Below are 11469 nucleotides of genomic sequence, written 5' to 3' on the forward strand. Positions count from 1 at the left end.
TTTGTTTAATTAATCTTAATCGTAATGGTTGCTTTCGCGACTAGCTGCAGATCTAAATACAAGCTAAAATCAACCAAGGCCGAACGTCTAGTTCGCCGAACAAGTTGGGGTTCAATGCGGATCACATCATCCACCTGCACAGCCTGTAAAAAATTGATGATCAACTGTTCGACAATCAAGCTACGCCCACTGTGTTGCATCATCTTGCGAATAACCTTCATCAGCACTTCGATCATGACACCATTGGCCAAAACACCGCTTTTCTCCAGCATACTTGGCTCCACTGTGAATTGGTAATGGTCGTTCTCTGTTTGAATCTTTTGACCAATTTGCTCACTAAAGGTTGGTAGGCTCGAAAACTGCACCTTGCTAATCCGATCCATGACATCCCGACGCGTAATAACCCCCAGCAAGGTCTGGTTATTACGAACAACAGGAATCATTTCATAATCTTCAGCGATCATCCGTTGGCTAATCGTCGCAATGCTGGTGGACAAATTAGTGGTAAAAATGGTCCGTGACATCACCTTATCAAGGGTCGTCTGAGGTGCCTTATCTCCAGCATCTCTCATGGTCACGACCCCCACCACCATCTGGTGCTGATTGACAACCGGAAAACGACTAAAGCGATTCTTTCGAACCAAATCTAAATAATCCCGGACCGTATCCGTCTCAGAAAGATAGCCGTACTCATGGAAGGGCCGATAGACCTGCTCGACTGTCAAGATATCCGTCTTGATCTGCATGTTAGACAAGGCCTTATTGATCATGGTCGCGACGGTATAGGTATCGTGTGAAGTTCGGATGACTGGGATTTGTACCTGATTGGCCAAATCAATCACATCCTCACTGACCTCAAAGCCACCTGTCACTAAGACCGCATTGTCATGCTTAAGAGCCAATCGTTGGATGCTAGTGCGGTCTCCCACGATCAAAAGCCCCCCTTCAGACACATAGTCTAGGACGTGCTTTTCCGTCATGGCACCGATGTAAAATTTATTAAATTCTTTTTCGAGACCTTCCTCACCTGCTAATATTTCAGAACCGGTGATTTCTAAAATTTCCCGATAGGTCAAGTGCTCTAGTACAGCTTTTTTCGATTTGACACGGATAGTCCCGCTTCTAGGACGCGTTTCTACAATTCCTTGATTTTCAGCTTCTTTAATGGCACGATAAGCCGTCCCATCACTGACATTCAAAAAATTGGAAATACTCCGAACACTGACTCGTTTTCCAATCGGTAATTTTTCGAGATAGTCTAAAATCTCTTGGTGTTTACTCATAGAAGTCCCCTCTACCTAGGCGGAAATCATAATAATCGCGCATTTTACGCGTATAACGGTCACTCCCTTTAAATTGTCGAAAGAGACGAAAGCCAGCCTTTAAAGCGACCTTTTGACTCCCTGCATTTTCAACATGGGTGACAATCTTAAGCTCCCTCAGTTGAAATTTCTCAAATGAGAGATAAACCAACTCTTTGACCGCTTCAGTCATGAAGCCCTTTCCCCAAAAATCTTTGCGTAAAAAGTAGCCTAACTCAGCCTCACCCTTGATTTCATCCAACTTTTCAAATTTGATGGAGCCGATCATCTGATTAGTTTCCTTATCACAGATTGCCCAAACCCCCAAAGGATTTTTCATGAAATAATTGGCTAGTACATACTGGGTTTCGGCAAGATCGGCTTGTGCAGGAAAGATAAATTGTAAATTTTCAGGATTAGAAGCAATTTTATAAAAATCTTCCGCATCCTCAAAGAGAAAAGATCGTAAATACAACCTTTGTGTCTCAATTAGTGAATAGGCAGCTAAGTGCGTCCAAATATTCATTTCAAACTCCATTGTTCGTGTATCCAGCCGCCACTATCAGATCCCTAGTTCTGTCACTATTCCTCTACCAACTGGATGTCTGCTCCAAGTTGGGTCAATTTATGAATAATATCTGAATACCCGCGAAGGATGTATTCCACATTTGTAATTTCTGTTGTTCCAGAAGCCATGAGACCGGCGATCACTAAAGCCGCACCAGCTCGAAGATCCGTCGCTTTCACACTGGATCCTGTCAATTGATTTGGCCCTTCATAGATAATGTGGTCGTTTAAGGTCGAAATGGTGGCTCCCATTTTAGCCAATTCTGGCACATGGTTGACCCGTTTTTCATAAATCGTATCAACAATGCGCCCACGTCCTGCAGCCGTTAAGAGCAAAGGTGTGATCGGTTGTTGCAAATCAGTCGCAAAACCAGGATAAGGAGACGTTTTGATCTGGATGGCCTTCAAGCCCGTCTGCTTTTCTACAAAGATGCTATCTTCAGAAATGGTCATGCGCACACCCATTTCCTCTAACTTGGCAATATAGCTCTCCAAATGCTCATACAGGACATTATTGATCTGGATACCTTCTCCAATAGCAGCTGCAAGGGCAATATAGGTTCCAGCTTCGATGCGATCTGGAATCACCTGATGTCTCGTTCCATGCAATTGTGGAACACCATCAATGATAATAATATCTGTTCCTGCTCCCCGAATATGGGCTCCCATGTTGTTGAGCAAGGTTACCACATCGATAATCTCAGGTTCCCGCGCAGCATTTTCGATCACTGTCCGACCTTCAGCCTTGACCGCTGCCAAAATCGTATTGATCGTTGCACCGACACTAACAGTATCCATGTAGATGTTTGCTCCTTGAAGAGGCTTGCCATCAGTCGCAAGTTTCATACTAGAGCCATCCATGGTCATAGCGGCTCCCATTGCTTCAAAGGCCTTCAAATGCAAATCGATCGGACGTGGTCCAAGGTCACACCCTCCAGGTAGTCCAACAGTTGCTTGACCATAACGTCCTAACAAGCTACCATAGAAATAATAGGAAGCTCGCAAGCTATTGATCTTTCCAAATGGCATGGGCATATTCTTCACCCCACGTGGATCAATGACCAAACTGTCTTCTTTGCGCTCGATCTTAGCCCCCATGATGGTCATGATTTCAATCAGACTCGCCACGTCGGAGATATCCGGTACCCCATCAAGGGTCACGATATCATCCGCCAGAATGGTCGCCGGAATCAGGGCTACTACACTATTTTTTGCACCACTAATGGTCACCTCTCCTTTTAGAGGGCGACCACCATTTATTACAATTTTTTTCATCTTAATAATTTATTAGCTCTTTCAAGTCTTTTTCCTTTTACTATCGTTTTTTGTAACGGAAATAAAAGGGACAACGTATTCAAAATACTGCATCTATTATACCACAGATCGACCTATTTTTCCATCTGTAGGAATTTTCAAAACGAAAAAAAGCTAGGATCAACTTGACCCTAACTTTTCCATTTCAACTAATTATTTTACAGCTTCTTTCAAGGCTTCTACCTTGTCCAAACGTTCCCATGGAAGGTCAATATCTGTCCGTCCCATATGGCCATAAGCCGCTGTTTGACGATAGATTGGACGTTTCAAATCCAGCATTTGAATAATCCCTGCAGGACGAAGATCAAAGAGCTCACGTGCTGCTTTTTCAAGCTTACTTTCAGCGACTGTTCCAGTACCAAAGGTATCGATCCGAACAGAGACAGGTTGAGCTACCCCAATGGCATAAGCCAATTGCACTTCTGCTTTCTTAGCAAGACCTGCTGCTACGATATTTTTGGCAATGTAACGAGCTGCATAAGAAGCCGAACGGTCTACCTTAGTGGCATCCTTACCAGAGAAGGCACCACCACCGTGACGTGAATAACCACCATAAGTATCCACGATGATCTTACGACCTGTCAAACCGGAATCCCCTTGAGGTCCACCGATAACAAAGCGACCCGTTGGGTTGATGAAGAATTTGGTCTCAGCATCTAGATAAGAAGCTGGAATCACCTCTTTGATGACCTTGTTAATTACATCTTCATGGATTTGTTCATTGCTGACATCTGGATCGTGTTGAGTTGAAATAACCACCGTATCCACGCGCACTGGCTGGTCATTTTCATCGTACTCGACAGTGACCTGTGATTTGGCATCTGGACGAAGATAGCTGATTTCCCCAGACTTACGAAGTTCAGCCAAACGACGAACCAACTTGTGGCTGAGTGAAATCGGTAATGGCATGAGTTCTTCTGTTTCATCCACTGCAAAACCAAACATGAGACCTTGGTCTCCTGCTCCGATCAAATCAAGTGGATCTTGATCTGCGTTTCCACGAACTTCCAAGGCTTCATTAACCCCTTGGGCAATATCAGGAGATTGTTCCACCAAAGATGGGTGTACTCCTACAGTTTCAGCTGAGAATCCATATTCCGTATTAGTATAACCAATCTCTGCAATGGTATCACGAACCACACGGTTAATATCCACATAAGCAGTCGTTGAAATCTCACCAAAGACATGCACGGAACCAGTATAAACAGCTGTTTCGGCAGCTACGTGAGCTTCTGGATCTTGCTCTAAAATAGCATCTAAAATAGCATCTGAAATTTGGTCTGCAATCTTATCTGGATGCCCCTCAGATACTGATTCAGACGTGAAAAGTTTACGTTCTGACATAAAAATGTCCCCCCTTAAAAAATATTGTTATAGAGTTACAAAGTACTGATAGAAGATTTCTACCACCTTATCGGGACCATATAACACTTCATTATAACACATTACATATGATATGGAAAATGATTTTTCAAAAAGCCCATTAAATCAGCTTTTTCGGTCTATGCACTACCTAGTTAAACTGACTTAAACAGTCCTCAAAGTTCCTAAAAAATTCACAAAAAATACCCCGTAGGGTATCTATCAATTGACGAGTTCAGCAGGCAAGATCTAGCACCCTCACACGGTGCTTTTTTTATCTTCAAAAATGATAGGCGTCCGCGTACCAATGGGTACTCGAAAACCTACCACCTACTTAAATGATAACAGTTCTTTAAAAATTTTCAACCCTATCTACTTTAATCAGTCTCCATTTTTAAATAATATACCTCCAATAAATACCAGGACTCCTAAAACCAAGGATAAAATATTTGGACCTGTCCAATAAGGATCTAGCGTACCTATGATGGAAACAATAAATAAGACGGCTGATGTATTTAAGAGACCCACATTTCCATTCCTCATACCTATGAAAAGTAATATAGTCGCAATCATAAAACAAATATAATGGAGGGCACCAATATATAAGATCAGTAGATACATGGGGTTTCCTAAAAATAAAGGAAAAATCATAATACCAAGGTGGCAGACTGCTATTATAAGGGCGCTCCATAACCAAGACGAATGAAGAATGATCCTCTTTGGCGAATTTTCTTTATCATTGTTTGATTGTATATCAGCATTCAACTGATCGTTTACATCTATGTCTCCTTCTACTTGAGAGTCCGCCATCTCTGGTTTAGTGTCAATAGATGATAGATCTTGTACTTTCACCTTGGACTCCCAGCTAACTGCAACTTTCTCAAGTAAACTAAAAACACGACAAGCAATATAAATCGATAAGAGAAGATAAAAGAGACCGTAAAAGCTTATACGAGAGATGAAAGAGTATACTATACCTATCTCAACAAGGGAAGATAAAATGAGCAAAATAGAAAAGACTTTCTGAAGTTTATCACTTGTACTTGTGATCATAACATTAATCTGAAGTAAAAACATTAACTCCATTACACTGTATCGAAGTGTAAAAGCGTAAATGTCACTCGTTCTATCCATACCAATCAATATAAATAGTGGAGAAATATTTGTAGAGGAAACAAATAGTACTAAATAAGCTATCGATGATTTCCAACCATCTTTACTTTTCCAATTGTTTAAAAGCTCCCTCATTTCTACATTCTTTATAAGCAAGCAAATCCATATTAAACAAATGATATTTAGCAAAAAGGAAATGTTCATCAAATTTGTTGGAGAAAAAGGGGGTAAAACAAACATCAGTAGTTGGGTAATTGAGAGGAGAAGAGCAGCTATCAATCCTTCAACATTTAAACGTTGCTTCATAATTCTCCAAATTACCCAGCAAATAATCATTCCATTCCATATAGAAAAAATACTAGAGGTAGTGATCAGTGGTGTATTTCCATTTAAATTTTGGACATTATAGCTCTCTACTAGACTACTACCATAAGAAACAAGATAAAGAATTGCTTCAAGAATTAGCAGAATACCATACCATTTTTTTCTAGACATAGATAATCCTCCGCTTTCTAAGAAAAGTATTTAACGATTCATTTATTTAAATTATAACACAATTTGTAACCGTTTCCTTAGTACGTTATCAGTACTAAATAAATAAAAAAGATAGGATGATTGAACACCCTACCCCCTATCATCACTCTTCATTTTTTAACAATACAGTTCCAATCAATACCAGCATTCCTACCACAAGCGGTGGTATATGATTAATCACCCAATCCGGATCACCCGCAGCAATAAATGAAAAAACATAAATAGCTACTGCTATAAAAAGAGTTGCTTTATTGCCATTCACTATTCCATTCCAAAGCAGGATGGTTGCAATCACAAAGCTAATCATATGGATACCCAAAAAGTACAAAAAGCCACCAGCCCACGCTCCCATTGAAAAGAGACCTAATAAAAGTAAAACTATATAAACAATGGCCAAGAACAAAGCAATAGAAAGGATTACAGAATTTCCAATTCTCTTCTCTGGCTTCATTTCATTGTTCGGAAAAAGACTTTCATCTGAAGCATATGACTCATTTTCTTTATCTACTTCAGGATTCTTTTGTTGATCTGTCATAACTTTCTTCTAACATTTTTTGTTATTCTTTCAAATAATAGCGCTTAAAAATAGAGCGGATGAACTGATTTAACTATCTCTTTGATCGACCCGAATACTTTTTATTGAGTAGAGTTGACTATACCCATTTTTAATTAATAGCTTTTTTCTTCTTCAACTAAGAGTGTTCCAATCAAAACCAGAATACCTAGCAGTAACGGAGCGATTCGAAAAATTTCCCAATCTAGATCATAACCCAAGATGATAGACAGCAGATAAAGTCCGAAACTCGCATAGAGAAGGCTTTTATTCCTCTTCTTCATCCCTAGTCTAAGTAAAATGGTCCCAATAGCAACACCTAAGAAGTTTGGTGTTAGAAAAATCAACAACACGAAAAATCCCAAAATATTAAAGGAAAAGGCAAACAATACAAGATAGATAATGGATAAGTAAAAGGTAACTGAAAGAAGAATAGAATGTAAGCTATTTTCTTTTGGAGGATTCTGAACAAATATAGAATTGGGATGATCTTCACTGATCTTACGATGCTCTTTATTTTCCTCAAAATGTTTCTCTTGGTTTGTCATCACTTTCTCCTTCCTTTCTTATATTTTTATGTTTTTCCTTTAACACCATTATTCTTGATTCCATCATTCTTTTCATGATAGCCATCTATTCAATGCTATCTCTTAAACATTAATTTGGACAGGTTTCCAATTAGATTGCTAACATATCATGAAATAGGCTGGAAATCTTCCCTAAATAAAATCAGCCTCAGCAATAGCTCTTTTCACTTCTTCAATTGGTAAATTGACCAGTTCTACTTCTTTTTCACGGTAAAGATACTCGGCATATTCATCGATGCGGTATTGATGGATATAAACGACCCGCTTGCAACCAACTTGAAGCAACTGCTTGGTGCAATTGAGGCAAGGAAAATGCGTCACATAAGCTGTAAAGCCTTTTGGAATTCCACGTTCAGCTCCTTGCAAAATAGCATTGACTTCCGCATGAATCGTCCGGACACAATGTCCCTCGACCATGAGGCAGCCATCCTCTAGACAATGATCTGTCCCAGAAACGGATCCATTATACCCTGTTGCAATGACCTTATTATCCTTAACCAGAACAGCGCCTACTTTCGCTCGATTACATGTCGCTCGATTCGAAATCAGTAAGGCCTGTGCTGCAAAATATTCGTCCCATGCTAGTCGATTGTGTATCACCTTTATATCCTCCATCTCTCCTCATATCGGTTACGATTATTTTCATTATAGCATGAAATCAACAAGAAAAAAAGGGAGTGGGAAAGAACTCTGACTAGTAAAAAAGAGTTCGTTTTCCCACCCCCGCACAGTTGATTAGGTCATCTTTAGAGCTTAAAAAGCGAATAAAGATACCAATCAACCACTGCGTCATACAGTTATTTCTATCATACATCAAAGGCTGGACAACTTTTGCCCAGCCTATTATAAACATTATTTACCAAGTTTTGCTTTAGCTGCATCTGCAAGAGCTGTGAAAGCTGCTGCATCGTTAACAGCTAAGTCAGCAAGCATTTTACGGTTCACTTCGATCTCAGCCAATTTCAAACCATGCATCAATTGTGAGTATGAAAGTCCGTTCAAACGAGCTGCCGCATTGATACGTGTGATCCACAATTTACGGAAGTCACGTTTCTTTTGACGACGGTCACGGTATGCATAGTAGTAAGAGTTCATTACTTGTTCTTTTGCAGTACGGAACAAGATATGTTTAGCTCCATAGTAACCTTTAGCTAATTTAAGAATACGTTTACGACGTTTGCGTGATACAACGCCACCTTTAACACGTGCCATTTATATTTCCTCCAATATTTCCTAGAATTCTTTACTTACGAATACGCAATTATTTCAAGCGAGTAAGCATTGCTTTGATACGTTTGAAATCTCCTGAATGCACCATAGATGCTTTACGAAGATGACGACGTTGTTTCTTAGTTTTTCCGTGGAAACGGTGAGAAGTGTAAGCACGGAAACGTTTAAGTCCACCAGAACCTGTACGTTTGAAACGTTTAGCTGATGCGCGGTGTGTTTTTTGTTTTGGCATGATATTTTCTCCTTTTTTTAACTTTCTGACAGATTATTTCTTGTCAGTTGCTGGCGCCAATTGCATGAACATTTGACGTCCATCCATCTTAGCACGTTGTTCGATGATCGCCACATCTTGTGTCGCTTCAGCGAAGTCGGCTAAAACTTTAGCACCAATCTCTTTGTGGGTAATCATACGACCCTTAAAGCGAATGGATACCTTCACTTTATTTCCTTTTTCAAGGAATTTGCGAGCATTGCGAAGTTTTGTATCGAAATCACCCTTGTCAATCACTGGGCTCAATCGAACTTCTTTCACGGTCACAACGCTTTGTTTTTTGCGTTGTTCTTTTTGCTTCTTCTGGTACTCAAATTTGAACTTACCGTAGTCCATAATTTTCGCAACAGGAGGTTTAGCTTGAGGTTGAATGAGAACCAAGTCAACATTAGCGTCGTCTGCAAGTGCTTGCGCTTCGCTAAGTGGTTTGATACCCAATTGCTCACCTTCAAGACCGATTAAGCGAACTTCACGTACACGAATTTCATCATTGATGAATAAGTCTTGCTTTGCTATGGTTTTCACCTCTTTTTTATTATTCGAGAAAAACAAAGAACGGACCTGCAATACAGGCCCGAACTACATGATGTATTTCATTACTGAAACTTGATCCGTAGGGGCCAGGCAACTTGCGTCACAAGGCGAGAAGTTCTCACTTCTGCTTTTCTCAACTTTTATATGATATCAAGTTTTTTATTCTTTGTCAAGAAGTTTTTTTGCTTTTTCTTCAATAAAGGCAACAACATCTGCAATTCCAACACCCGTTGTGTCAAAATGAATGGCATCAGCTGCAGGTTTCAAAGGAGAAACGGCACGGTGGCTGTCCTTATAGTCCCGCTCAGCGATCTCTTTTTTTAACAATTCAAGATCCGCTGTGATGCCCTTTTCAACATTTTCCTTGTAGCGACGTTCTGCCCGCTCCTCAACAGAAGCGACCAAAAAAATCTTCAGCTCTGCATGTGGTAAGACAACTGTCCCAATATCGCGTCCATCCATAACGATGCCCCCCTCTGCTGCAATTTCTTGCTGTAGAGAGACAAGTTTTTCACGGACTGGCGCAAGCGCTGCAACCCATGAAACATTGTTGGTCACTTGGTTATCGCGAATTGGGTGGGTAATATCCACGTCTGCTACAAAGACAAGCTGCTCTCCTTCTTCTGAACGACCGAAACTAATTGGATACTGATCTAAAAGGGCTAAGAGGTCATCAACCTGTTCAGCTGTCAGATTATTTTGCAAAGCTAGATAAGTCGCCGCACGGTACATAGCTCCTGTGTCTAGATACGTATAGTCTAGATCCTTGGCAATGATCTTTGCAACCGTGGATTTTCCACTGGAAGCCGGTCCATCAATGGCAATTTGAATTTGTTTCATGCTGTCCTCAACTCCTACTGAATCTTAACGACATCACCAGGATTGGCATACCAAGATCCTGTAGACATATGAGAAGGATTTAACTGTTCCAATTGAGCAATGGAAATACCAGCACGCGCAGCGATCGCTGCTTCCCCTTCACCTGCTTGAACAGTGATCGTGCCTTCTTCAGAGTTCTCATCTTTTGAACTATCGTCTTTAGCCGCTTGGTCAGTTTGTGCTGCAGGGGCTGATGATTTCTGTTCAACCTTAGTCTCTCCATTGTAGAAACCAGACATTTGTTTTGATTTGTTGCTGCCACCTGTTGAAAGGAAAATCAACAAGCAGACCATCGCCACTACTACTACAAAGAAAATAATGGCTAAAATCGTCAATAGACGATCTGCCTTGATTCCGTTTAACTTACTCGTTCTTTTCAATGTTTCTTCTCCATCATCGTAAATATCTTCTTCCCATGGTTCTTTTGCCATGACTTCCTCCTTGTTTTTTCTCGTAAAAATCATTACAATAGAAGTATGAAAGTTACGTTAATTCCAGATCGTTGCATCGCTTGCGGTCTCTGTCAGACCTATTCTGAATTATTTGATTACCATGACAATGGCATCGTTAAATTTGCTGCTGAAGAGGACGACCTCCTTGAAAAGGAGGTTCCTGTCACAAACGATGTTCTCGAGGCTATTAAAGAATGCCCCACTCGTGCTCTCTTAAAAGATTAAGAGGGCTTTTTATTTGTTTGCATAATACATCTCGTAGTAATCCACATGAATGAAATTGTCCGTCAAGATTACTTCTCCCTTAAAATAAGGATTTAAGGCAAGCGCATTGATAAAGTATTTTTTCGGCCATTTACGCATACAGAATGTCCGACTGCGCGAACCATCATTAAAAATGAGCTTGATCGATTTCTTATTTACTTCGACCTTTTCAATCGAGTCAATCTTCACCTTGATTGGAGTAAAAGGATTAGCTGTAATAATCCGCAAGATCCCATCCTCATAGATCGTGAAATAACGATGGACCCCAATCGCGAGCAAGACCATAAATAAAAAGAACGAAAACAAAACTAGCGTTGGCACACTAGAGCTCTCATACATCAAGGCCAGTCCTATAAAGACCGGAATCACTGCAATGGACCAATAAGTCACAAGAATAGATAAGTCCGGTTGCCAATGATAATGGACCTTTCCAAATATCTTAATCATGAGCGTACCCCCATCTAATAGTTTAGCATAAAAAACAAAAAAAAGGGAGCCAGACAGCCAA

General features: G+C 40.4%; 15 protein-coding genes and 1 other annotated feature. Of the genes, 1 reads left to right on the forward strand and 14 read right to left on the reverse strand.

Going from position 1 to position 11469, the window contains the following annotated elements; genetic code table 11:
* Positions 1–5: 5 nt before the first annotated feature.
* From spxR to H7T92_RS04080, 13 genes are all read right to left on the reverse strand, one after another.
* Positions 6–1283, reverse strand: coding sequence for a CBS-HotDog domain-containing transcription factor SpxR (gene spxR / locus H7T92_RS04020; RefSeq protein ID WP_150905861.1), 1278 nt, complete (start codon positions 1281–1283; stop codon positions 6–8).
* Entirely contained in the window at positions 1276–1827 is a 552-nt protein-coding gene (locus H7T92_RS04025) for a GNAT family N-acetyltransferase (protein ID WP_201037147.1), read from the reverse strand. Before H7T92_RS04025 ends, spxR begins: the two co-directional genes overlap by 8 nt.
* 56 nt (positions 1828–1883) lie before the next feature.
* A complete protein-coding gene (locus H7T92_RS04030) occupies positions 1884–3143 on the reverse strand; it encodes a UDP-N-acetylglucosamine 1-carboxyvinyltransferase (protein WP_201037148.1) in 1260 nt (419 codons plus the stop codon).
* Positions 3144–3335: 192 nt separating this feature from the next.
* Positions 3336–4526 carry a methionine adenosyltransferase gene (gene metK, locus H7T92_RS04035; protein ID WP_061590804.1) on the reverse strand — a complete coding sequence of 397 codons (1191 nt, stop codon included), beginning with the start codon at positions 4524–4526 and terminating at the stop codon, positions 3336–3338.
* A 399-nt stretch (positions 4527–4925) separates the two neighbouring features.
* The gene (locus tag H7T92_RS04040; protein WP_201037149.1) at positions 4926–6152 is read right to left on the reverse strand and encodes an ABC transporter permease; all 1227 of its coding nucleotides are present in this window, start codon (positions 6150–6152) and stop codon (positions 4926–4928) included.
* Positions 6153–6294: 142 nt separating this feature from the next.
* Positions 6295–6726: a hypothetical protein gene (locus H7T92_RS04045; RefSeq protein WP_201037150.1), complete on the reverse strand. Its 432-nt coding sequence runs from the start codon at positions 6724–6726 to the stop codon at positions 6295–6297.
* Positions 6727–6860: 134 nt separating this feature from the next.
* On the reverse strand, positions 6861–7292 hold the full coding sequence (locus H7T92_RS04050; RefSeq protein ID WP_201037151.1) for a hypothetical protein: 432 nt from the start codon (positions 7290–7292) through the stop codon (positions 6861–6863).
* 171 nt (positions 7293–7463) lie between these two features.
* The gene (locus H7T92_RS04055; RefSeq protein ID WP_152904517.1) at positions 7464–7931 is read right to left on the reverse strand and encodes a deoxycytidylate deaminase; all 468 of its coding nucleotides are present in this window, start codon (positions 7929–7931) and stop codon (positions 7464–7466) included.
* Positions 7932–8183: 252 nt separating this feature from the next.
* Positions 8184–8543 carry a 50S ribosomal protein L20 gene (gene rplT / locus H7T92_RS04060; RefSeq protein WP_000124830.1) on the reverse strand — a complete coding sequence of 120 codons (360 nt, stop codon included), beginning with the start codon at positions 8541–8543 and terminating at the stop codon, positions 8184–8186.
* Positions 8544–8592: 49 nt separating this feature from the next.
* Positions 8593–8793 carry a 50S ribosomal protein L35 gene (rpmI, locus tag H7T92_RS04065; RefSeq protein ID WP_001125942.1) on the reverse strand — a complete coding sequence of 67 codons (201 nt, stop codon included), beginning with the start codon at positions 8791–8793 and terminating at the stop codon, positions 8593–8595.
* A gap of 33 nt (positions 8794–8826) precedes the next feature.
* Positions 8827–9357 carry a translation initiation factor IF-3 gene (gene infC, locus H7T92_RS04070; protein ID WP_003003721.1) on the reverse strand — a complete coding sequence of 177 codons (531 nt, stop codon included), beginning with the start codon at positions 9355–9357 and terminating at the stop codon, positions 8827–8829.
* A gap of 16 nt (positions 9358–9373) precedes the next feature.
* Positions 9374–9502 (reverse strand) — a sequence feature (ribosomal protein L20 leader region).
* Between the two features lie 23 nt (positions 9503–9525).
* A complete protein-coding gene (cmk, locus tag H7T92_RS04075) occupies positions 9526–10206 on the reverse strand; it encodes a (d)CMP kinase (RefSeq protein ID WP_049490929.1) in 681 nt (226 codons plus the stop codon).
* Between the two features lie 14 nt (positions 10207–10220).
* Entirely contained in the window at positions 10221–10676 is a 456-nt protein-coding gene (locus tag H7T92_RS04080; protein WP_003006692.1) for an SAG1386/EF1546 family surface-associated protein, read from the reverse strand.
* Positions 10677–10721: 45 nt separating this feature from the next.
* Between H7T92_RS04080 and H7T92_RS04085 the strand changes: the two genes are divergently transcribed.
* Entirely contained in the window at positions 10722–10922 is a 201-nt protein-coding gene (locus H7T92_RS04085; RefSeq protein ID WP_003003472.1) for a ferredoxin, read from the forward strand.
* A 9-nt stretch (positions 10923–10931) separates the two neighbouring features.
* On the opposite strand, the gene H7T92_RS04090 is transcribed toward H7T92_RS04085, so the two are convergent.
* Positions 10932–11408 (reverse strand): EbsA family protein, encoded by a 477-nt coding sequence (locus tag H7T92_RS04090; protein ID WP_023917814.1) that lies wholly within the window; start codon positions 11406–11408, stop codon positions 10932–10934.
* Positions 11409–11469 lie beyond the last annotated feature (61 nt).

This window comes from Streptococcus parasanguinis (assembly GCF_016648855.1).
Classification (GTDB): Bacteria; Bacillota; Bacilli; order Lactobacillales; family Streptococcaceae; genus Streptococcus; species Streptococcus parasanguinis_L.

Coding starts and splice junctions, on each gene's coding strand:
- rplT (WP_000124830.1), bottom strand. CDS start 8,543: ATGGCACGTGTTAAAGGTGGCGTTGTATCACGCAAACGTCGTAAACGT.
- metK (WP_061590804.1), bottom strand. CDS start 4,526: ATGTCAGAACGTAAACTTTTCACGTCTGAATCAGTATCTGAGGGGCAT.
- H7T92_RS04085 (WP_003003472.1), top strand. CDS start 10,722: ATGAAAGTTACGTTAATTCCAGATCGTTGCATCGCTTGCGGTCTCTGT.
- H7T92_RS04045 (WP_201037150.1), bottom strand. CDS start 6,726: ATGACAGATCAACAAAAGAATCCTGAAGTAGATAAAGAAAATGAGTCA.
- cmk (WP_049490929.1), bottom strand. CDS start 10,206: ATGAAACAAATTCAAATTGCCATTGATGGACCGGCTTCCAGTGGAAAA.
- spxR (WP_150905861.1), bottom strand. CDS start 1,283: ATGAGTAAACACCAAGAGATTTTAGACTATCTCGAAAAATTACCGATT.
- H7T92_RS04030 (WP_201037148.1), bottom strand. CDS start 3,143: ATGAAAAAAATTGTAATAAATGGTGGTCGCCCTCTAAAAGGAGAGGTG.
- H7T92_RS04050 (WP_201037151.1), bottom strand. CDS start 7,292: ATGACAAACCAAGAGAAACATTTTGAGGAAAATAAAGAGCATCGTAAG.
- H7T92_RS04090 (WP_023917814.1), bottom strand. CDS start 11,408: ATGATTAAGATATTTGGAAAGGTCCATTATCATTGGCAACCGGACTTA.
- H7T92_RS04080 (WP_003006692.1), bottom strand. CDS start 10,676: ATGGCAAAAGAACCATGGGAAGAAGATATTTACGATGATGGAGAAGAA.
- H7T92_RS04025 (WP_201037147.1), bottom strand. CDS start 1,827: ATGAATATTTGGACGCACTTAGCTGCCTATTCACTAATTGAGACACAA.
- rpmI (WP_001125942.1), bottom strand. CDS start 8,793: ATGCCAAAACAAAAAACACACCGCGCATCAGCTAAACGTTTCAAACGT.
- H7T92_RS04040 (WP_201037149.1), bottom strand. CDS start 6,152: ATGTCTAGAAAAAAATGGTATGGTATTCTGCTAATTCTTGAAGCAATT.